The organism is Phyllobacterium sp. CCNWLW183 (assembly GCF_037203775.1).
Classification (GTDB): domain Bacteria; phylum Pseudomonadota; class Alphaproteobacteria; order Rhizobiales; family Rhizobiaceae; genus Phyllobacterium; species Phyllobacterium ifriqiyense.
The window spans coordinates 1-22,144 of record NZ_JBBCBN010000016.1 but is presented as its reverse complement, the minus strand read 5'-3'; the positions used below and the strand labels follow the sequence as shown (position 1 = coordinate 22,144).

The following is a 22,144-nucleotide window of genomic DNA, read 5'->3' as shown; positions in this document are numbered from 1 at the left end:
ACGCCTCGTCGCTGAGGCCTGCTATAATGACCCTTGTATGGAGCTAGCACCACTGGATGCGCTGGAGGCCCCTAGACAGGCACTGCCTCGCGCAGTTGTTCAGCAAGCATCCCGAGTTTTTCAGGAGAGGCATGTCCGATCACTAGAAATGAATGCAAGGCCGTCGACCAGAAGACGATATTCATACCGTGGCGCTGTTCGAACTGCGGCAGCGCCGCACCCGAGCTGTTGGCGAAGACACACAGCGCCAGCGGTTCAAATTGTTCATCAAGATAGGTGAACTGCGCTAGCGGTTTGCTCTTGAATTGAAGCAGTTGCACGCGTTTGAATTCAAGGCCCGGCAAGGTCACATCCTTGCGTTCCACTGGCATTCCCAGCGCCTGGCTAACGCTGGCGATCTGCGCATCGAGCATTGCGGGCTCGATTAATAAATTCGCCAGCGTCAGAGTCGAGTACAGCGACATGTAGTGCGCCACTGCTATACGCCAGCCGTCTTCGTCTCCAGACTGTCGGTTACCCAGGAGCTTATCAATACCGATACCGCCGCCAATTCCAAGAGCGACCAAGCTAACTGCTGCGGCAATCATATGACGTCGGCTGAATGTGTGTGCGTAATCGTTCCGAACGGCTGCGCGCCAGAAATTTTCCGCCATCCGGTGAGTAGGGGCTTCATCCAGCAGCGCGTCAAAAGCATCGCGGACCGGCGAATGGCACGCCGCCAGAAAGGTGAGACGCTGAACCAGCACCTCATCTTTCTCCAACAGCTCAGCTACCACACGTTGCTGCTCCGGAGCGAGCTGCCGATCGAGGAAAGCGACGAGAATTTCGTCAGAGGTCACGCTGTCTCTATCATGTTCAGACATAGATACCTCCTTTCACAAGATTTGGGTGTTCGTCTGTTTCATTACCGCTAGCGAGCTTCGCGCGGGCCGTCGCAAGCCTGCTCATGACAGTGCCGATTGGAATACCCAGCAAATCGGCGACTTCCCGGTAGGAAAACCCCTCAACATAGGCGAGAAACACCGCTGCCCGCTGCGCTTCGGGCAGAGCGTCGACTTTCCTCAACATCTGGTTCGCGAGTGTACGGGTCTCAATATCGTAAGCTCCGTCGAGTATAAGTGCTGAGCTGGCTTCTACGAAGCCCTGACCCATGCGGACTCGCCGCGATCGCATTTCATCGATCCAGATCGAGTGCAAAATCGCAAAGAGCCAGCGGTCCAGACGCGTGCCCGGCTGAAACTGTTTGCTACGCTCAAGCGCTCTCAAACATGTAGCCTGCACAAGGTCCTCCGCCACGTCACGTTGGCGAGAGAGCACCAAGCCGTAACGCCACAGTCGATCCATGTGGAAGACAACGTCGTTTCTGAGATCATAGCCGTTTGCGCTTATTCTGTGAGTCCTCATCCAGCTAGGCCAAGATTGTTCCGTGCGAAATTGGCGCCAGCCGGCGACACGCAAAGGCACGGTGCATGAATCTCACGACGGTCTGCCGGTATCTCGCAAACCGCCATCACGAAACTCGACTTCCCTCAAAATTCAGCATGACCCTTAGATCGCCAACGTACCCTTTTTCGCGCTCTCATAACGCTCAGCGATCTTCGACCAGTTGACGACGTTCCACCAGGCTTTGAGATAGTCTGCACGGCGGTTCTGGTATCTGAGATAGTAGGAGTGCTCCCATACATCGTTCCCGAACAGAACGCGTTTGCCGTCCATCAGAGGCGTGTCCTGGTTGACCCGCGCTTCAATTGCCAGCTCGCCGTCGGGGCTCACCGTTACGAACACCCAGCCTGAACCGAAAACACGACCGCCAGTGGTGTTGAAATCCATCTGGAGTTTCTCGAGCCCGCCGAGATCGCGGTCAATCGCTGCGAGAAGCTCCCCGCTTGCCTTGGCGCCGTCGCCGCCCATGATCTGCCAGTACATCGAGTGATTGACATGTCCGCCCAAATTATTGCGTACAGTTGTACGGATGCTCTCCGGCACATCGTTCAGCTTAGAAAGAACGTGCTCCATCGGATGCTCGGCGATCTGAGGCGCCATCTTCGCGGCGGCGTTCAGATTGTTGACGTAGGCCGCATGATGCTTACCATGGTGCAATTCCATGGTCTGTGCATCGATCGACTGCTCGAGCGCATTGATTGCGTAAGGCAGTGCGGGAAGGACGAACGGCGCACCGGTGCCGGCACTCTCGGTGTTGTCGTACTGCTGCGCGAGGCTGAGACGGGTGGTTGCAAGGACAGCTGTCGCGCCTGCGGCAACGGTCAGAAGATTGCGGCGGGTCAGTGTGGTCATGTTATTGATCTCCTTGGTTCTACCATCGATTGGCTGCGGCAGTGGCCGGGAGCCCTCCAGCCAAGCCTAGCGGGCCGTTGGTCAGTCGCTGAGGAAGACGTATTCAGCGGTGTAGGGCTCAAGATGGAACATACCGGGCATGTTGCACGAGCCGCTGAACACGCCGCCCTTAGTATCGAGCCGCTGAATCGTGGTGGTCTTCTCGAGCTCCCCGGTGCCACGCCTCTTGATGACGCTCAGCTCCAGCACGGCGATGTCGCTTGGTGTCGCTCCCGGTGCCTGGGCCTCCACCTTGCCAACAACAGCGCTTCCGGAAACGAGCTCCCAGCTCGGGCCCGCGAAGTGGCGCCCAACCGTCTTGCCGTCCTTCAGAAGAGTGGCGAGCGGCTCGCGGAACTGCCATTTTAAGCCACCCACGGGATCAGCTTTGCACTCGTAAATCTGGACGCCTTCAGCATGCACCGTCAAAAGTTGGGTCTTCCCCTCAGCCGACAGGCCAGCAGGAAAATTCGCTGCCAAAGCATCAGAATCCACGGCAACTGCGGCCAGTAACATTAGAGCTGCAGCGATCGATGTGCGCCGTGCCACTGTTTCTGGCCTGACGGCCGGGCTGATCGATCCAGCAGCCCTATGCTGCCAGCTATCCTGATAAATTGTCATATTCTTCATGAGCCACCTTGTAATATCGCCGGCTCGTCACACAGACCGGCATCATGTTGTAAACGGTGGACTGAGATTTTTATTCATTCAACTCCGCGAGCTCATTCAAAAAATTTCAGGCTCCCTTCGGCATGTGACCAAGAGAAGAAGCACGGACCCTGGCAGGTCCGCGCTTCCCGCTTAGTAGCCCATCGAGCTGTGATCTTTCTTCAGCGTGATCGACTTTTGCCGCCTGTCGAACTGAACCTGGGCGCGGATCTCGCCGTTGGGGTTCGCTGCGGTGTGCAGATTAAGATAGGTCATGCCAGCGAGGATCACCTGGGCGGTCTTGGCATCGACCTTGGAGGAGCCAGCCATGCCACTCTTGTAAGTTCCTTCAATCGGAACCAGCACGGCGGCTTTTTCGCCAATAGATGCCGGACCGTGGAAATGGGCGGCAGTCACTGGGCCAGTGAGCCCTGACCAGGTGATCTTGTAGGACAGCTTGCGACTGGTCGTGTCGTAGGTTCCCCAGACCTTGCCCTTTCCTTTAGATATGACCGATCCTTGGACCGCGAGCGCACCCGAGAACTTCTTTACTTCAGCGTAAGCCAAACTGCTGAAGCCAAGCACAGCAGCAATCACCAGCGGCAGTGCCACACGAATATTGCGAATCATTGAATTTACCTTTGCGTTATGTTTGAGATGCGGGCAGTAAACGATCTAGGCGTGGATTTATTCGAGCGCGACGAACTGGCCCGGTGGCGCGGTACCCACGACGATCTGGCGCCAAGGAGCACGATGGCCCGCTGCATGAGAAATGTGATCGCCGTCAGGACGTGCGAGTTTCACGTTACGGGCAATTGCAGCCTCGAAGGATCACAGCTGAAAATTCCAGTCGTCAAACCGGCACTGTAAACGGAACCCGACGTATTTTGGTTTGGCGCTTCAGTGACTTTGCAGCGGATCACCATGTCGCTTGTACGCATGCAATTTCGCGCCAGACATCCATGGCAGCGTTGCGATGATTGCGATAGTCGGACGATGAATATTGGTCGAGGAAAATGGCGGAAGTTGGCAATGGGATCATGGATTGAAACGAAGCGTTGAAGCTGGCGGATTGATTTGAATTGCTTCGTGACCCGCTCCCGACGTCGAATTAGCTTGTGTGTGACGATGATAGTCCAGAAGCGTCCACAGATCAAAGCGGAGTTGTTTGCCCTTGGTATCAATGACTTCGACTTCGTCAGAGTCGCCTTTCGCCGGACTTATCAAAATGAGAATCTCCTGCTCCCAACTGCCAACCGCTTCGGTGGTTAGATTGAGAACAGACGTTATGCTACAACATCAAATACCAGCGAACACAGCTAGTCGCCATCTAGCTGTAAGGGCACAGAACGATGTCTGTCGGTACAAACTGTGAAGAATCTCGAAATTAAAGGCAAAGCGACAATTACAATTGCAATGCATTATTGTGTTTGCGAAATATACAAACAACCTCCCGAACATAATTAACAGATCATAAACTGCAATTTAAGGGGAGGTGGGTATCGTCACAATTTAGATCGATAAATATAGTCACCAATAGAGTGTTGTACGCAGCGTCAGACAGTCAGACTTTCTGTCCGAATTGAAAGTATAAACGTCTCTTTGCCGGAGGCGATCAATCACTGCCCCCCCTGGCTGTCGTCTATGTTTCTTTCAACGAACCACTGGCCTCATGAGTGGGTTCATTCAAGCATATGGAGTATTTCCGTGATTAAAACTGTTTTTGCCCTGGCATCTCTTGCCACCGTCGCCGGCTTGCCTGCTCAGGCTGCTGATTTAGGATCACCCGATTATCCAGCACAGGTGGAGTCCACCCCGTTTAACTGGAGTGGATTCTATGCCGGCGTCAACGCTGGATATGCTTTTGGCGGGGATGGAGATGTGAATTCCTCCGGCCAGTTGGGTCCGAACATTGCCAATATTGCAACTGGAGCTCGTCCAGGCTCTATCGAACTTGACCGCAATGGCTTTATCGGCGGCGCGCAGATCGGGTATAACTGGCAGACTGGCCGGTATGTATATGGTCTTGAAGCGGATATTTCATTCGCTGATGTGAATGACACTGGTAACTTTGTAACCCCCCAGATCAATACAGGACTTGCGCAGGGTAACGTGTTCAAGTCGGAACTCGACTATCTCGGTACAGTGCGCGCACGTGCGGGTTATGCATTTGATCGCACATTGGTTTACGGGACCGGTGGTCTTGCTTTCGGCCGGACAACTCAGAGTGTGGACATGTTCGCTCCAACAGGTGTGAAGCAGTTCACCGATGAGAAGGAGGAAACCAAGTTTGGTTATGCAGTCGGTGCGGGCGCAGAATACGCTATCACCCAACATCTTACGTTCAAGACCGAATATCTGTACTACGACCTCGGCAGCGAGAGTCTTGATGTCTCGGCCATTGCAGGTACCGGTGTTGTCGGCGGCTATAATTCCAAGTTTGAGAATGACGGCCATATTCTTCGGGTTGGCATCAACTACAAATTCTAGGATTCGTACCTACACAGCGATCGGCCCTTGCCCCTCGCTGTGTACTAGATCTAACTGTTCACAACAGGCGCGCATCCGGGAGGGGCGTCTTTCAATTCGGTGAACGCGCCCTGAGCTGGAGGTCTGTCTACAAAGTAGGTAGTCGATCACGGGTTGCCGCAGACGATCAGTGCCATCCGTCCAGTAAACACCTGAGATCAAAAGGGTTCCCAATGAGTTATAGTCGTTCAGCTAATCTCAAGCGTCCTGACAGTCAGGATTTTCGCCTATTGCTCAGCGGCGCCAAGGCCTTTGGGACAGCATTATTGTCTGGCTACATCCTTGTACTCGGTCTAGCACAGGCCTTTGCCGCAGATAAACCCATAGCCATTTCAACGGACGGAAAGACGGAAATCCTCCGGCTGCATGCAAAAGGTGTGCAGATCTACGAATGCAGATCGGACAAGTCAGGGCATATGAAATGGCAGTTTCGCGAACCCGTAGCTACGTTGATACAAAATTCAAAAACTGTAGGACGCCATTTTGCCGGCCCTACATGGGAGCTTGACTCCGGCAGTGCTCTCGTCGGCAAAGTCATTGCTCAGGCGCCGGCTGCTACTGTTCAGGATATCACGCTTCTGAAGCTTAAAGTTGTTCAGAGGCGTGGAAAGGGAGAGCTCACAAAAGCGACAATAATTCAGCGGCTTAATACTCGAGGCGGTACAATGAGCGGCTTTTGCACTAACTCCGGCGCGCTTCAACTTAAACCATATTCTGCCGAATACGTGTTCCTCGCCGGATAACAAGTAGTCGCAGGTCTAAGGATGAGAAACTATTTAAAATTTAGTTCCCTATGATTGTTTCCAAACGACGGTTACCATTCTGAATATGTTTTGGAGTTCAAGCGCAGGTAAATAGGCAGAATCCTCGATGCCGTGTTCAGCCACAATCCTTTCAGGTCCCGAGGGCCAAGATCATAGGCCAAATACGGCCGCAACAAGGACTCCAGATCAATTAGAATGGCGGCCCTTGAATATTGCGATTTCCCAGTTCGAGGCTGAACTTTTCAATCTCACACAGATATCATCACGGAAATCTTGCTACAGAACGGAACGATGATGAGCTTTAAAGTTCTCAGCCTGTAACGGTCTACCATTTCAGGTTCTTGCGGAGCTAGTCTTCAAATAACCCCATTTCGACGCTGCACAAAACTTTGCAACACAATCTTCCACACTTGGGTCCAATGAGAGAGGTGCCGCTTTTCGCACTTGATCTCAATGGTAGAGAACGCTTTGTTGTATTGACTGGACAGGTGGTGAATACTTGACTTTCGCGGCCAGGAGGGCAGCGAGAAGGTTCGGCATTAATGTATACGCGATTCATGCAATTAAAAGCTTGATACATTCGGCAAATCCGGATCCTTGTTTTGCACATATTTTCGTGATTGTATCAAAGGCTTCATTTTTATCTGGAGCCTACACTTAAGTGAACAAAATACTCACCACCGCGAAGGCCGCGCAACTGCTAGGCGTTTCGGTACGCACGGCTCAGTTGTGGGTGGAAAATGGCCAGTTGGAATCTTGGAAGACTCCGGGAGGGCATCGACGCATTAAACTGCAGTCCGTGCTTAATTTAACTGAGATTCCGCAAATCGCCGATCGCTCCATGACAGCTACAGCTGTTATTCTCGCCAGCGCTGGCAGATCTGACGCCTGGCTGAACCATGGCCTGAAAGGGCTAGGGCTGCTGCTCTGCGTTACTGAAACCCCCTTTAAGGCAGCGACCTTAGCGGCTGAACACCTTCCTATGTTAATTATAGTAGAGGATCCTGAGGATAGTGAAAGGAGCCATTTACTGGAAACGCTCTATCGCGATCCGCTCTTTCAAAGTGTGACGTTCGTAGCAGTTGAGACTCAGGGTTCTATAGAATTGTATCCCCGAACGAGATGCCTGCAAACGCCAAAGCATTCTAGTGTAAAAGCGACTGCAAATCAACTAATTAACGCGCTGAAGAGTGTAGAGAAGAGAACAGCAACCTTTCCCCTCCCATGGAATGAACAAGAACGCTTGCGCGCCGTCATGAACTCAAGCCTGTTGAGCTCAAGAATGGATCACGAGTTCGACGGCATTGTCCGGTTGGCAGCAAAGGCCACGCAATCTCCAATAGCAATGTTCACACTACTCACATCAGAGGAGCAATATTTCAAATCAAGAACAGGATTCGAAGGAGCGCGCACCCCTCGTGATTGGGCATTCTGCAACGAAACACTTATCGCAAACGAATTAACCATTCTTAACAACCTGACATCAGACGATCGCTTTGCATCAAATCCTACACTCAGCGATCCATATAACTTCCGATTTTATGCGGGTGCTCCCGTACGGGATAGTAACGGTTTCGCATTAGGCTCAATCTGTGTAATAGACTACGTTCCGAGGTTATTTACACAAGAAGACAGAGAAGCGCTGGCAACAACCGCGGATGTAGCGTCACGCTTGATCCAACTTGATGCCCCAGAGCGCAAGATGCGTAAACTCCAATCGATACTGGATGTCTGATATAGGTGGTCTCTTTTGTTTGCCACTTGCCGGACGGTTCCAGAACATAAGTGTCTATTCATCAACCGTGATCTGTGGACCTATGCCAACCAGGCTACTCTGGGCTTCTCTAGATCCGGAAAGCCGACGGACAACGGCTTTATCGAGGCATTCAATAGCAAGCTTTGCGCGGAGTATTTGAAGCACATTGGTTCTTAACGCTTGAAGATGCGCGAAAAGTTTGGAGGATTGGCGTCGACGCTATAATGAGGATCGTCCTCATACGTCAATCGGGTATATGTTACCGATTGTGTTGCACAATCTTAGCGGCGTCAACAGCCCGCCATTGGGATGCGAGCCGGAAAATTCTCATTCCCGTCGATTCAATCTTAGTGCATTTGGGACCAGTCTAACTGGAACGGCTCACTTTGCTCAAATGTCAGCAGTATGAATGTCCCCACGCTCGATTCCTGTAATTCTCGCCGCAGACTCGTCTTCCACTCTCGAGCAAAGGCAGCAATGTGATTGTAAGTCTTCTCATCGCCGCAGGCGCAGCAGGTCGGCATGCAACTGGTTCAGTGTTCTGTTCTATTTCTAGGGCCTTTTTCATTTCCTCTACTAGGCTGATAACCAGTCCGCGAATCGATCGAGCTTGCTATGCCGATCAGGTATCTTGAACTTCGATTCCGCATCGTCCAAACGCAGATATTTGCGGATCGTATTTCTGGATAAGCCAATCCAGCCGCAATCTCCGGATCGAGAAATCCTCTCGACAACGCCAGCATCGGATCATGCTCAGTAATGCCATGAAGTGAGCAACCCGTGGCGCTCTGCGAAATATATAGGATCACAAATGCATTACTGCGATACCTCGTTATGAGTTAAAGAATACTTATAATCGTAAGTGGGATAATCCTCAAAATATTATTTATATTTTATGGATACAAGAAAAAAATCATTACAATGAACCAAAATTAGAATAATTTACAGGTTTTGTACTATAAATAATATGTTTTAATGCATTTATATTTTCGGAAGACTCTTCGTGTGAAATAAATGCTGGCTGTTGGCCGAGTAGGGACGGTGGATTGCGCGGTAACCGTTCGAGCATTGCGGGACTTGAAATGATAAAAATGATAAAAATGTTGATTTTAAAACATTGGTAATGTACAGGCCTCAAACACTTCCTAGATCCATTAAAGGTGCACGAATGAACTGCCAGTTCGACGATGTTCATCATGATTGCGCTGCGAAGGAAAAACCAACGGACTCGGCGGCAATGCCTACGACAAAATTTTGATTTTATAGTTTGTGGCGCGGGTTCCAGCGGGATCGTCTGGCGGCGATCTTGATACCATGGCTCTGCAATAAGAAAGCACAGGTCTCAAAGCAGTCCACGAATAACTCTGGAGTTACCCATGTTAGTCACCCGCAACATGCCGAGTGTATTGATTGTCGATAATGACCCTACACTTGGAAAGACGATAGTGGAGTACCTTGCACGCAACGACATGTCAGCAGAATTGACGGCAACGCGCGTCGAGGCCTTGTCCATTTATCAAAAACTAGACCCGGATATGATTATTCTTGATTTGAAACTTCACCGGGACGACGGCCTTGACGTCCTGCGTGATCTCCGTTCGAGTGGAGATGTGCCCGTTATCATGACTGGTCACCAGCTTGAGGAAAGCGATAGAGTCGTCGGCCTTGAACTAGGAGCGGATGATTATCTAACTAAACCCTTCGGTATGCGGGAACTTCTCGCCCGAATCCGGGCAGTTATGCGCCGGCGGGCTGGCAGTGATCAGCGTCAGGCAGATAGGGGTAAATGGCGCTTCGGCGGGTGGGAATTGCGACTTAAAACCCGACAACTACTCGATCCTGAGGGCTTGCTAGTTCCTTTGACTAAAGGTGAATACGCTCTTCTGTTAGCATTCATTGAAGCTGCGGGACGACCCTTGTCGCGGGAATATCTACTTCAAGCCACCCGCATCCACGAAGATATCTTCGACAGAAGTATCGATGTCAAAATTTTGCGCTTGCGCCGAAAGCTCGAAGCTGATGCGAGTCTCCCAAAAGTGATAAAAACCGAACGTGGTATTGGATATACCTTTGCGATTCCTGCAACACGAGCTTGCTAGTTACAACCATGGCGCGAAACAATGTGAAACAGATTTAGTTAAGTTGGCACAAGGGATAATCTTATGATAGTAATCGGAGCCGGAATCGCCGGATTGGCGCTTACGCGAGAACTCTACCGTGGTGGGATCGATGCGAGAACGATTGAGAAGCGAGAAATCGCAAGTGATTCGGGACTCGCAATAAACTTACCTGGCAATGCTATGGCTGCGCTGCAACAAATGGGGCTACGCGACGCTGTAGCTGAAATCGGCTACCCCACCAAAAGACGGGAGTATCGAACTGAGAAGGGTAGACTCTTGTTTTCGGTCAACGAAACCGAATTCTGGGGACCTGATCATCAACCACGGTGCATCTTGCGTTCCGACCTTACGAGGATTCTACGACACGATCTGCCTGGTTACCTTTTTGAATTTGGCCGTGAGGTAAGTGCTGTCCGGCAAGAAAAACAACTCGTTACATTGAGTTTTGCTGACGGAAGTAAGCGTACAACTGATAGATTGGTGGGGGCAGACGGGGTTAATTCAACGGTCAGAGCAAAAGTTTTCGAACAAGCATCTCAAGCCTCCTTACTCTCGAGATTCAGTTGGCGCTTCATGGCTGACAATCCTGGTATTGATTGTTGGACCCTGTGGGCAGGCCCGACCAGCATGTTATTATTGATCCCTATAAGTAACGAACGCGTCTACGTTTGGGCGACAGTGTCGAATAGATACATAAACGATGATCCTACTGAGTTTCCCATTAAATATTTTGAAATCTTTCCCTCTATTGCACGCTCAATTATCGACCGAGTCGCCGTCGAGCCTTATCAGCTACATTATTCACCGTTACAAGAAGTACGAATGCAAAAATGGTTTAATGGCCAAACACTATTGATCGGGGATGCTGCCCACGGAATGGCACCGGTTTGGGCGCAGGGGGCTGCCCTCGGTATCGAAGACGCGGTTGAGCTGGCAAACTTGCTGTCGAGGAAGCTAAACTGGCACGATACTTTGCAACAGTTCGAGGCGCAGCGAAGACCTAGGATTGAACATGTTTTTAGAATGACGGACAAGATGTCTAAGGCAGCTCAATTGCCACCAGTCGTGCGCAAGTTTCTGTTGCCTGTCGTCGGTCGCCGCACTTACGCGACAACTTACAAACCCTTGATGGCCGGGACGAACTGAGACTATAAAAAACGTTGTTGCTTATAATCGTCGAGATGTTTGCGAACTCAGCGGCTTGAACACCGATACTTGTCTCGCCGTTTGCTACGCCTGTAGCACAGTGATCGTACAATGAAACTATACTGCAAGTTAGACGGATCATATATGCTGCTACGTATGAAATGATCTATTGGAGAAAACGTGAAACTGAGACGCATCCGAAGCGGTGATAAAACAACTGTTCAAGCCCTTGGGCCGAATGGGTGGGTTGCGGTCAGCGATGCTGCACTCCAGTCATCCATCAAATCTGGATTATGTGGCCCTATGACTTGGACTGAAAATATCATTGAATTCCTTGCGTTACCACCCGCGATCCGTGCTGACATTGAGAGTGCAGTCGCCAGTGTTGACCCTTCAAAACTGACTCCCTGTGTCATTCTACCTTTCGAACCGCGATCCTGTCGTGATTTCATGTTCTACGAGAGACATCTACACGATGCAGCCCGCGGATTTGTTAGAAAATTCTGGCCAAGGTATATGCCTTTGGTTCATCTCTACGAGATAATCTCAAGCAAGCCATTTCCAGCATTCCGGCCCAAGAAGCTTTGGCATCGTGAGCCGATCTACTACATGGGAAATCACCTTGCCTTTATCACAGATGACGATCAAATAGTTCAGCCGCCTTATACTGCAGCGCTAGACTACGAACTTGAATTGGGGTTTGTTTTGGCGCGAGGACTGTATAATGCGTGTCCGGACGAAGCAGAAGCCGCCATAGGTGGCTTTGTAGTTTTCAATGATATAAGTGCGCGCGACCTGCAATTTCTGGAGATGCAATCGGGGTTCGGTCCGCAAAAGTCCAAACATTTTTGTAATGCCATATCCTCCACATTGGTTACCGCCGACGAAATCCTGCCGATCTGGCAATCACTTCAGGGCTTTGTGAAAATAAACGATCAATTGGTATCCCAACCAACATCAGGTGGTGCTCGTTGGTCATTGGGGGATGCGTTATCCCATGCATCACGTTCCGAACGCTTGCTACCTGGCGAATTTTTCGGCACGGGAACATTTCCGGGCGGGAGTGGGATAGAGATCGGACGGCTACTGGAAGTCGGGGATGTCGTTGAAATTGGGATCGAAGGCATCGGATATATAAGAAATCACGTAGTTCGTTGAAAACCTTTGTGAAGATCATTCCGGACCAGCTATGGCCGCCGCCCAACTTAAACCTCAATAGCCTCTGGCAAACCCGGCACGGTTCACCTGTTCGCCGCCTACAATCCATGGAGTGGCCGAAGCCCTCGTCAAAACTTTCAGCGCGACTATGTCTCGGTCGACGTGGAACCCGTCATGCCCAACTCCCGTTGTATTCAAGCACTGCACAAGGGACATTAGGATATCAGTCGCGTTGTGAATTCTTGAACCGGCAAACAGAAATCTGATCCTGTCCGGTTTTATGGGCTCCAGCCACATTGTTGCGTAGTTAAAGCGGCAACGCCTCTAGTCACACTATTTCAAATGTATTCATAACATTCGTAAATGAAATCACGATGACATATCTGCATATCGATAATTGGACGAGAGATAACTAGCTCGTAGTTATCTCTGTATTAACCTAGTAAGCCCTTAGGAGAATGAATATGGCTGTACAAGGAGTTGGTGGTGGTGCGACGGGTATTAGCGATTCTATCAAGTCGATGACTGATGCATTCGACCAAGCGATTGCTAAGTCGGCAGAGATTACAAAAGTTACGACTGAAAAGAAGATATCGCTCGATGCAGCAAAGCAGCGTCCAAACGGTTAGTCAAATCAAGTGGGCGGCAGTCAGCGCCGCCCATGTTCTTCCTTTCGGATCCACTCGGCACGCTGTTGGGATTGTAGCAACAAAGTTAGTGCAATTCCATCACTAAGGGACTGGTGAATATGGAAGCCCTTACCAAGAATGCATTTAAAATGGCGTTGCAGTTGCGCGTGGTCGGCGGGATTCATGATGGCGCCGTCCTGCAGTTGGATAGGCAAAGGCACCTTGTAGGCTCAACAGCCAGTTGTGATTTGATACTAAGTGAAAAAGACACCCGTGGCCATCAAGTGGCTATTCGGCACCAAGGAGCAAACCTCGTTATAGAGGTTATTGAAGGGCAAATCATAGCAAATGGAATTACCCCAGTTCCATCTGGGTATGGATTTCGCGCCCGATTACCCGCAAAGATCGAGTTGCACGATATCGTCCTCGAATTTTCGTCTGTTATCGTGGAGAGGGGTAGGGGTTTCCGTGCTGCAACTGTCAGTCAATTGTGTGCGATTGCCACCGTGCTGGGTTCTTTTGTTGTGGCTATTGGCCAAGCAGAAAACGGCAGCCTAACAGGGGTCGGAAGCAGTACCGTCGACAAAGTTGTGGTGCCCTCGAACTCACAACCAGTGCCGACAGCGGCTGTAATAGAAGCCAAAATAAGAGAGGCGCGTTTGTCTGGCCTGACAGTGGAAGCAGATGGACCAAGGCTTACCGTTTCAGGCAGCTTAGAGGAAAAATACCAGCAGTCATGGGTCGAAATCCAAAGTTGGTTTGATCGCACTTATGGTGGCTCGTATATCTTGGCTAGTAAAATCCGTGCCAAAATGCCGACAGTAGTTCCGAAGTTCCAGTTCCGCGCCATATGGTTTGGCGAAAGGCCATACGCAATCGGATCGGACGGGGTGCTGCTCTACACGGGAGCTGCCTTGCCAGGCGGTTGGACGATTAAGGATATAACGGAAGGCCGTTTGGTCACCACCCGCATGGGAGAAGATTTTGTGCTTACATTCTAGGCCCTAGTAAAATGGTGTGAGCAAGACCACTGACCCTCGCCGGATTGTCGCACTTTCGAGGAAGCGCGTAATATGTACTTTTTATGTCTGGGTCGTCGAAGGTTGGGCACCGGCGAGGGTAAAATGTTGGATTAATGAGACGCGCAACGTGTTTCTATAGGAGAGTGAGATGGCCATAGCCCCGGTAACCCGAAATTCTACAACAACACTAGGTGAACAGTCCGCCGAAAAGTTCAAAGCTGTCGCTGATATGGCAAAAAGAAGGCTAGGTGAACAATCTGCCGACAAGTTCAAAGCTGTCGTTGATGTGGCAACAAGAAGTTTAGGTGAACAGTCTGCCAATAGGTTCAAAGCTATTGTTGATGTCGTTAATGTCGCAAAAAGAGAAGACGCCATTAGGAAAAGTCAGGAGGAAGGGTATGAATTAGTCAGTGGTAATCCATTTACAGATGATCAGATATACTCTGCTGTGATGGGACCGCCGAATGAAATTGCACCGGGAATCATCCGCGCTGAGATCCTTGTTGACAACGGCGATAGGCGGAAGGTGATGATCTCACAATCGGAGAATCCGGATCTTTATGATCGCTTCGTCGCGGTCGATAACAGTTTTAGAATCAATGATGCCCGCCAAGAAGCAAATTTACCTCCATCCAGTGATTTCGATGTGCTTAACATGGTTACCACTGAGAATGATCCACATAACCAAAGTAGAAAGCTCACGGTGAGTGAGCAGACTTGGAAAAGCCTGTTAGATGATTGGAAGGTTGGAATAGAAAACGGTTCCATCGCGGCGGACGACCCACGGGCAGAACTCTATACTGCGATGCGTGCTAAAGGCGTTCTTGATAACGGCATTGATATGACCGTCCTCGATATATCAACTGCCTATAGTGCTGCAAAAGTCAATCAACACGACGTTCGCGACATCATTGATGAGGCAAAACTCAACGCTAAAATTGAAGAGCTTTACGCCAGTGAAGCTGTTCAGTCCGACTTCCAGAAAAAGCAGACTGAAGCCGTAAATATGCTGCCTAACAAAGACGAGGTGTTATCCAAGTTGGATACCATGGCATTCAGCGAGGACTATGCAAAATATATTAAGTCGCTTGCGGATCGAGGACAAAAGGAGTTGGCTGAGGCAGACATCGCATCGACGTACTCTGCATTGGCGGCCCTAGACCCCGACAGGGCTGGAGATTTTGCGCGATCCATGCAACTCGACGGTCTAACAATGGATCTCGAGAAAGTAATGACCGACTCTAGCCTCGTTAGTGAGGCTAATACTCAATTGGCCACGGAAGATGTTGTTAAGACACTTGTTTCATCTGCCAAAAAAGGCGTCATCGACCTCACGCGTCGAACGACTGAAACCGAAAAGTTCATTGAGGAGTTCCTCGGTAATAAGCAAACGGCGGTTTCGTTCGGAAGTGCGCTCAAAGAACTTGGCGACATTCAATTTAGACGCGGTGAGATATCGCAAACCGATATCGATCGCGTTTTTGCTAAAGACATTTACAGTGGAATGTCGGAAGGGGCCCGTGGTGCGGCAGCGCGCTCCGCCAGCGAAATGAACACGCTGGGTATCCTCGGCTCCGCAGGAGGTCTCATTTCGTTAGCGTCAGGTGTATACCAAATTGCTGGGAAAGGCGGTTCTTTGGCAGATACGCCGGAAGAGCGCCTCGCTATCACTAAGGAATTTGTATCCTTCATAGCTGCCGGATCACATTTCACAAATTTTGCCTCGAGGTCGCTGGACTTCGTAAATGGAACTCATCTCACTGAAATGCTCGGACTCGACAAATCCCTCCCACAAATATTCAAAGGTAAAGGAACCAAGGTCGACGCTGCTCCATTGTCGACTAATGAAGCTTTACAAATGCGAGCGACATTTCAAGCCCAGCTAGATGAAGCCTCGAGGGTTGACGCTAGACAACTTGCGGACAGATTAAACTTGAATGAAGATCAGTTCAAGTTACTAATGGATGGTTATACAGAAGGCTCACACCACCTCACGACGCTAGGTAGCACTCCGACGACACGTGCTTTCTCGGCATTTCTTCGTGTTGCTGACGCCGGCGCAAATGTTTTTAGTGGTGTTGCGGACATTGTTCTGGGGGCGCTTAAGATCAAAAAAAGCACTGACTCCGGAGATCCCGCTGGGATCGCGCACGGCTCCATAACTGTAGGTGCTGGGGTGTTTACTGCTGCAGGAGGCGCCGCGCAGGCTGCCGGTCTGCTGGGGATAAATGCGGCTCGACTCGCCGCTGGTCCTTTGCTTTGGGCGGGGGCAGCTCTTTCAGTCGCCCTTTTGCCATTTCTCATTGTGGAAGACCTAAAAAATAAGGACCGAATGCTTGCTAATAAGGACGAGGTAAACAACTTCTTTAACAATCTGAATAGACAAGGTATTCTTGTTGAGGGTGGAATCGAGCGTTTTAAGTTTCTTGAGCAATATATGTATGACTTTGGTCAACGCGACGCTCCTGATGACATTTCGATATTCGAGTATCGCCGCGACGAGTATGAATTTTATGTAAGCAACGGACGGCTTCCCGAGAAAGGTCACGACGACGTTACGCATAACGATTTTGCGGGTGATGGCGCAAATCTTGAGACTCAGCTTTCATAACTCCACAAGTAAGCATACTGCTAAACTGTCCATTATTCGCGCCACACCCGTATATCACGGGTGTGGCGCACAGCCCCCCCACACCAAGGACCTCATTTGTGTCGTGCTCTGAAGGAGCAGGAGCCCGGAGGGAAAGCGCCTGATTTGCCGCGCGCATGGGATTTCGGAAGCGGGCCGATACTAAATTCTGTTCATGCTCGAAATCCTAGTTGCGTTAAAAACCGCCTGGTTCGGGCAGTTTTTGTCGTCAAGGACTCAAGCTTAAGTTAAGCACCCTCTGGAAACGCGGAGCGAAACCGCTTCAAATCCTGATCAACCCGTAATAAATGGCACGAAAGCGTGGCGGATGTGGCCAAATTCAACAGGATGGGACACGACATCCACTATGATCGTATCTACGCCTTGCTTTTTCAAGCGAGTAAAGCATGAGCGAATATGGTCGTAGCTTCCAACCAGGTATGGGCAATCGGATTTGTAATATAAGAAGGGATCCAGCCAATATCCATTGTCAAACTTTTGCTGCTTTATGGCATCGTCGAACAGCTTGCGTTTCCATGAAGCATCGGTATTCTTCATGGTATGCTCTAGGACCATTCGGTCTTCCATGTTCTGAGAAAACAGTGTCCGCGCGACCTCCCAAGCCTCAGCTTCGGTGGGTCGTGTGACGACCCCAACGTTGATGCCACGTGCACCTTCCAAATCCTCATCGAATTTCGGAGGTAGCATCTGCATGCGAATGCAGACGAGCCGCTCACGAAGCGCTATGGCGGCAGGCGACTAACCCGAAATCAGAAATTCTGGACGTATTGCATCATCTAATGCGGGTAGAATCTGCGTTATAGATAAGGATATCTTCTACCATGCGAAGGTTGAGTGGAAAGCGGAAATACAGCAACATACCGCCTCTGGGATAATCTCAGCTGCAAAACGGTGACGATGATGATGGAGATTAGGAGCGTCGGTTATCTCTCACAAGAACTCATCGGTAACTGGTTAAGTTCACGGTGCTAGTTGGAGACCGCTCTGATCTAATTCCGCTTAGAGTTACCATTGCAATTTATTGTGGCGAAACAGAAATCAAACTGCTTCATGGCCTGAAAATACTACGATTGGAAATTTTGAGGAGCATCTTTTGAAGAACTTTGAGAAAAGGCGCCAACTTTTACCGGGTAATGCAGTTAATATGGAATCCGAAGCAGTAAATGCTGAATCGGTAAAGGAAAGAATTGTCTCCCTATTTGAGGCGGAGATAAAAATAGATGCAACCGATATAGATTGGTCAACTCCGCTATCCGAGATCGGGTTGGATTCACTTGATTTAACGGAATTGATGTTTGCGATTGAGGAAGAATTTGACATTGCCTTGGACTTTAACGCAAGTGAAGCATCGAGCCAACTGGGCAGTTTGGACGACTTTGTGAGCGCCGTTCAGGCTGCGCTCGCTGAGATGCTTAAATGAAAAAACTAATCGTGCTTACCGGTCTCGGTGGAGTTTAAATTACCGGGAAGAAGACGCCGAGTGCAATCTTGACATCACACCTAACATTGCCAGGATCCGGCAAATCCGCGTAGCGATAAATAACAGCTTTGCGTTTGGAGAAACGAACGTCTTGGTAGCCTTCAATGAGTTTCAACAATATACGGGAACCCCGGTGACGCTACCATCCTCACTGGAAGCACGCTCAGTCGCGATCTGGGAGATACTTTGCAATTCACACGTATAATGTACCAATCTAGGCTTCGCGAATGTCTTTGGATAATCCGAAAAAATAAATCGCTATCACGTCAAATGCTGGCGGCGACGTTGAACATAGCCAATACGTCTGTCGGTATTTCAGTGCGTGCGTTAATAGACATGGAGTTGGTGATAGAATCACCAAGCCTGTTAACTAAGAAAGGGCGTCCGACTGGACTACTTTCGCTGAATCCAAATGGCGCGTACTTTATCGGAGTAGAACTTTGCACGGATAGAACTCAACTAGCAATACTTGACATGAAGGGCGACGCTATTGTTTGCAATATTGCGTTATGCCATCCATGTTCCGCTTACATCGGGATTTCGTCCGAAATCATGAATATTATACACCAAGCACTTACGGTTAAAATCTTGCCGGCGGGAAGGCTTTTTGGTGTAATGATTGCTTATAATGAGCGACCTCTTGATAATAAAACCTTGACGGAAGTGGGTCAGGGGACAGCATTCGCGGTAAATCAAGCAAGCGGTTCGTTAATAGTAGAGAAGCTCTCAGCAGATTGCATGGGCGAGAATGTTAAGCTTCTTACCCAGCATAGTGAAGGTCACAAAATCTTCGGCGATGCATCGTACACTCAACAAAGCATTAGCGCTGCGCTAATTTTGCGTGAAAGGCTTTTCAAGCGAGTCGATTGCGATTTTTATTGAGAAAAAGAGCTTGAATCTCTTAAGTTAGCGAAGCGATCGCACACACATTCATTCAATGTAATACCGATCTTCGGATATCATTTTGATGTAAGTATATAATGCTCGCTGAGCAAACCTAAAACTATTGAGGTATACACTTAGGGTGTCATTTCGCCTCCAGCCAGAAGCGACCCCTATAAGGGCACCATTTTCATGTACCAGGCAAATCGGCAGCGGTGGCGGAGAAATTTCCATAGGCGCACGCCACGCCTTGGCAACAAATGGCACCTGGATGAAGCAGTCGTTTCGTTCAATGGCAGAAAGCACGGGTTGTGGCATGTCGTCGATCAGGATATCTAATACCACCACAACTGCAAGGCGCACCGGAAGGCGACATTCGGCTCGGAAGCGACCATTAGACGCTTAATAAACGCATTATCGCTCGGCTTGCCCGGGCGTGAAAAATCCAAGGTCACGCCCTTGCCATATGCTCAAGGTCGAGATTGCGGTTGACGAACTAGCTGATCATGCATGAAGTCTATCGCCCACACATCGTTCGGGCCGATAGCTATCTAGCGATCTTCCCGAAGCCTGCGCTTCGGAGTCCTGTTTCGCAACTGATCGGTTCGCTTGATATTGGTACACCAACCCACGCATTCCAGGAGGGCATGCGCGCGACGATAGCCGTACCTCGCACGAGTCCCGCGGATCTCATGAATACGACGTTTCAGACCCGCTTGATCGGGACGGGAGAGGTGTAGTGGGTAGGTGGGTAAGTTGGCTGATTGAGGCTCAACACTCAACAGGCACGCCGGATCGAAACCATCCAATCGCGGCACATGCTATTTACCACCTCTTGCTTCGGGGCAGGCCTTAAAGCTATTCGGTGAATAGCATCCTGCAGTATCTCGCGGTCCAGCGTCCGATCCCAAACGATTTTATTCAATAGTGAATTCTCGTCCTTGGCTGCTTCAGCTTCTCCATCTCTGGCGGCTTATTAGTGCCAATTAAGGAGTGCGATTGCGTTACAATTGTAAAATAGTAAATGATAAAATTGATAGATCTATTGTTTTTGAAGTCATCTGATCTTACTAATGCGGGAAGATTTCCTGACGAATTATCCAAGAGGCTAAGTTGATGAAATGTGATCAAGAAGCAATTGCGCATGATCGTGCTGCGGTTGAAAACCAAATGAAACTGCGCCGTTCCCTGCGGCAAACTTATGATTTTATAGTGTGTGGTGCAGGTACTAGCGGAAGTGTCGTTGCAGCACGACTAGCTCAGCAGGACGGTGTGCATGTTTTACTTTTAGAAGCTGGAGGTGATGATGCAGGTCCAGAAGTAACAGACCCCGCCCAATGGCCATCAAACCTAGGTTCGGAACGTGATTGGGCTTTTTTGGGAGAACCCACGCCAACCTTGAATGGCCGACGATTGAATTTGAACATGGGAAAGGTTCTTGGAGGCAGCTCTAGTATCAATGCGATGGTATGGTCTCGCGGACACAAAGCAGATTGGGATCATTTTGCGGCTGAATCTGGAGATCCCGATTGGGGATATCAGTCGATTCTGGGTTACTACCGTCGAATAGAGCATTGGCAGGGTAGCGCCGACAGTGTACGGCGCGGGTCTGGTGGACCTGTTTATGTGGCACAACCTCAGTCCCCGCAACCTGTCGCTCAGGCAATGATAGAGGCGGCAACCAATCTCGGAATTCCAATGTTTGACAGCCCTAACGGCGAAATGATGGAGGGATCTGGCGGGGCTTCGATCGCCGAGTTGCGAATTCGCGATGGACAGAGACAATCAATGTTTCGATCGTATGTCTATCCCCTGATGGATCAGCCGAACTTAACTGTTGTTAGCAACGCGCTTGTGTCGCGTCTCATTATCGAGGGCGGAAAAGTGACAGGCGTTGAGGCCTTGATAGGTGGACAATTACAGCAGTTTAATGCTTCATGTGAAACCGTGCTCTCGCTTGGGGCAATCCATACTCCCAAGGTGCTCATGCAGTCTGGGATCGGGCCTAAAAAAGAGTTGGAAGCCCATGGCATAGAGACTGTCAGATGTCTTCCGGGTGTGGGTCAAAACCATCAAGATCACTTAGCATTTGGATGCACTTGGGAATATCTAAATCCACAGATTGTCGGTGGGGGCGGATGTGAGGCAACACTCTACTGGAAGAGTAAACCAGATCTGATGTCACCCGATATGCTACTCTGTCAATTGGGATTTGCTGTCCCCTCACCCGCTGAAGTTGGTTTGGACGTCCCGGAGCACGGTTGGACTATGTTTGCTGGGTTGGCTCAGCCGAAAAGTCGTGGCCGTGTCCGGCTTTCTGGCTCAAGTTTACACGATCCCGTCGTGATAGAACCGAACTCGCTAACTGAACCGGAAGACCTAGCCACCGCCTTTGCAACAATTGAGTTGTGCCGGGACGTAGGTAACAACGACGCATTTGGCGCGCTCGTAAAGCGAGAAATGGTTCCAGGAAAGCTAAATCGTCAAGAAATGGAACAGTTTATCCGTAACTCCGCTATGACATTTTGGCACCAAACATGTACCGCCAAGATGGGCCGGGACGATATGGCTGTGGTAGACCACAAACTCAAGGTTTACGGTATTGAGAATCTACGGATCGCTGATGCATCGATCATGCCGCGCATTACAGTCGGTAACACCATGGCTCCCTGCGTGGTGATTGGTGAACGTGCCGCTGATATAATTCTCGCGGCTCATAACCTTGTTAGCCCAACTGTATCTTAAGCCACACCTTAGCTTTCAACGAATGCGGTGGCGTGATAAATCTATGCTGCCGCATTTCTCCAGACGTTCCAACTATTGAGATAACGCTTTGATAAGTTGACGAGGGAAACCATCTTTAGCGCGAAATGGGCCCCGTTGTAATCTTCAATCCATCTGCCGATCTGCCAGAGGACATCGTAACCGGCAGTCTCGAGTCGCTTGAGGACCGGCGTCAGCGTACTTGATTCAAGCGCAAGCTTATCGGCGATGCTTCCCACAGATTCTTCGTGCTCGCGCCATAG

General features: G+C 50.0%; 20 protein-coding genes and 3 pseudogenes. 15 read left to right on the top strand and 8 right to left on the bottom strand.

Annotated features, from left to right (window positions below):
- Positions 1 to 71: 71 nt before the first annotated feature.
- The 6 genes from V9K95_RS23480 to V9K95_RS23455 all read right to left on the bottom strand — a co-directional run bounded on the left by V9K95_RS23480 (position 72) and on the right by V9K95_RS23455 (position 4,209).
- On the bottom strand, positions 72 to 863 hold the full coding sequence (locus tag V9K95_RS23480; protein ID WP_336442391.1) for a hypothetical protein: 792 nt from the start codon (positions 861 to 863) through the stop codon (positions 72 to 74).
- A complete protein-coding gene (locus V9K95_RS23475; protein WP_442958607.1) occupies positions 856 to 1,344 on the bottom strand; it encodes an RNA polymerase sigma factor in 489 nt (162 codons plus the stop codon). Before V9K95_RS23475 ends, V9K95_RS23480 begins: the two co-directional genes overlap by 8 nt.
- 204 nt (positions 1,345 to 1,548) lie before the next feature.
- Positions 1,549 to 2,295: a superoxide dismutase gene (locus tag V9K95_RS23470; RefSeq protein ID WP_336442389.1), complete on the bottom strand. Its 747-nt coding sequence runs from the start codon at positions 2,293 to 2,295 to the stop codon at positions 1,549 to 1,551.
- 81 nt (positions 2,296 to 2,376) lie between these two features.
- Positions 2,377 to 2,964 carry a DUF3455 domain-containing protein gene (locus tag V9K95_RS23465; protein WP_336442388.1) on the bottom strand — a complete coding sequence of 196 codons (588 nt, stop codon included), beginning with the start codon at positions 2,962 to 2,964 and terminating at the stop codon, positions 2,377 to 2,379.
- Positions 2,965 to 3,135: 171 nt separating this feature from the next.
- Positions 3,136 to 3,612: a CHRD domain-containing protein gene (locus V9K95_RS23460; protein ID WP_336442387.1), complete on the bottom strand. Its 477-nt coding sequence runs from the start codon at positions 3,610 to 3,612 to the stop codon at positions 3,136 to 3,138.
- Between the two features lie 408 nt (positions 3,613 to 4,020).
- Positions 4,021 to 4,209 (bottom strand): hypothetical protein, encoded by a 189-nt coding sequence (locus tag V9K95_RS23455; RefSeq protein WP_336442386.1) that lies wholly within the window; start codon positions 4,207 to 4,209, stop codon positions 4,021 to 4,023.
- A gap of 480 nt (positions 4,210 to 4,689) precedes the next feature.
- Here V9K95_RS23455 and V9K95_RS23450 point away from each other — a divergent pair, with 480 nt between their 5' ends.
- The 10 genes and pseudogenes from V9K95_RS23450 (at position 4,690) to V9K95_RS23405 (ending at position 16,717) form a co-directional block, all read left to right on the top strand.
- Positions 4,690 to 5,472 carry an outer membrane protein gene (locus V9K95_RS23450; RefSeq protein WP_336442385.1) on the top strand — a complete coding sequence of 261 codons (783 nt, stop codon included), beginning with the start codon at positions 4,690 to 4,692 and terminating at the stop codon, positions 5,470 to 5,472.
- A 212-nt stretch (positions 5,473 to 5,684) separates the two neighbouring features.
- Positions 5,685 to 6,254: a DUF3455 domain-containing protein gene (locus V9K95_RS23445; protein WP_336442384.1), complete on the top strand. Its 570-nt coding sequence runs from the start codon at positions 5,685 to 5,687 to the stop codon at positions 6,252 to 6,254.
- A gap of 682 nt (positions 6,255 to 6,936) precedes the next feature.
- A complete protein-coding gene (locus tag V9K95_RS23440) occupies positions 6,937 to 8,010 on the top strand; it encodes an excisionase family DNA-binding protein (RefSeq protein ID WP_336442383.1) in 1,074 nt (357 codons plus the stop codon).
- A gap of 57 nt (positions 8,011 to 8,067) precedes the next feature.
- A pseudogene (locus V9K95_RS23435) lies at positions 8,068 to 8,335 on the top strand (integrase core domain-containing protein); the annotation flags it as partial.
- Positions 8,336 to 9,407: 1,072 nt separating this feature from the next.
- Positions 9,408 to 10,130, top strand: a complete 723-nt coding sequence (locus V9K95_RS23430) for a response regulator (protein ID WP_336442382.1) — start codon at positions 9,408 to 9,410, stop codon at positions 10,128 to 10,130.
- A gap of 63 nt (positions 10,131 to 10,193) precedes the next feature.
- Entirely contained in the window at positions 10,194 to 11,297 is a 1,104-nt protein-coding gene (locus V9K95_RS23425; protein ID WP_336442381.1) for an NAD(P)/FAD-dependent oxidoreductase, read from the top strand.
- Between the two features lie 303 nt (positions 11,298 to 11,600).
- Positions 11,601 to 12,455: a fumarylacetoacetate hydrolase family protein gene (locus V9K95_RS23420; RefSeq protein ID WP_336442380.1), complete on the top strand. Its 855-nt coding sequence runs from the start codon at positions 11,601 to 11,603 to the stop codon at positions 12,453 to 12,455.
- Between the two features lie 464 nt (positions 12,456 to 12,919).
- A complete protein-coding gene (locus tag V9K95_RS23415; protein ID WP_336442379.1) occupies positions 12,920 to 13,084 on the top strand; it encodes a hypothetical protein in 165 nt (54 codons plus the stop codon).
- Between the two features lie 119 nt (positions 13,085 to 13,203).
- A complete protein-coding gene (locus V9K95_RS23410; RefSeq protein ID WP_336442378.1) occupies positions 13,204 to 14,085 on the top strand; it encodes a SctD/MshK family protein in 882 nt (293 codons plus the stop codon).
- A 169-nt stretch (positions 14,086 to 14,254) separates the two neighbouring features.
- Positions 14,255 to 16,717, top strand: coding sequence for a hypothetical protein (locus V9K95_RS23405; RefSeq protein WP_336442377.1), 2,463 nt, complete (start codon positions 14,255 to 14,257; stop codon positions 16,715 to 16,717).
- 312 nt (positions 16,718 to 17,029) lie between these two features.
- Here the strand turns inward: V9K95_RS23405 and V9K95_RS23400 are convergent, their stop codons facing one another.
- Positions 17,030 to 17,293 (bottom strand): hypothetical protein, encoded by a 264-nt coding sequence (locus V9K95_RS23400; RefSeq protein ID WP_336442376.1) that lies wholly within the window; start codon positions 17,291 to 17,293, stop codon positions 17,030 to 17,032.
- Positions 17,294 to 17,849: 556 nt separating this feature from the next.
- Here V9K95_RS23400 and V9K95_RS23395 point away from each other — a divergent pair.
- The 5 genes and pseudogenes from V9K95_RS23395 to V9K95_RS23380 all read left to right on the top strand — a co-directional run bounded on the left by V9K95_RS23395 (position 17,850) and on the right by V9K95_RS23380 (position 21,863).
- The gene (locus V9K95_RS23395; RefSeq protein ID WP_336442375.1) at positions 17,850 to 18,176 is read left to right on the top strand and encodes an acyl carrier protein; all 327 of its coding nucleotides are present in this window, start codon (positions 17,850 to 17,852) and stop codon (positions 18,174 to 18,176) included.
- 37 nt (positions 18,177 to 18,213) lie between these two features.
- A pseudogene (locus tag V9K95_RS23755) lies at positions 18,214 to 18,339 on the top strand (beta-ACP synthase); the annotation flags it as partial.
- Between the two features lie 182 nt (positions 18,340 to 18,521).
- Positions 18,522 to 19,118, top strand: coding sequence for a hypothetical protein (locus tag V9K95_RS23390; RefSeq protein WP_336442374.1), 597 nt, complete (start codon positions 18,522 to 18,524; stop codon positions 19,116 to 19,118).
- A gap of 506 nt (positions 19,119 to 19,624) precedes the next feature.
- Complete coding sequence (locus V9K95_RS23750) at positions 19,625 to 19,858, top strand: hypothetical protein (protein WP_442958606.1); 234 nt, start codon at positions 19,625 to 19,627, stop codon at positions 19,856 to 19,858.
- A 376-nt stretch (positions 19,859 to 20,234) separates the two neighbouring features.
- Entirely contained in the window at positions 20,235 to 21,863 is a 1,629-nt protein-coding gene (locus V9K95_RS23380) for a GMC family oxidoreductase (protein ID WP_442958609.1), read from the top strand.
- A 179-nt stretch (positions 21,864 to 22,042) separates the two neighbouring features.
- On the opposite strand, the pseudogene V9K95_RS23375 reads toward V9K95_RS23380, so the two are convergent.
- Positions 22,043 to 22,144 (bottom strand): annotated as a pseudogene (locus V9K95_RS23375) (MarR family transcriptional regulator); the annotation flags it as partial.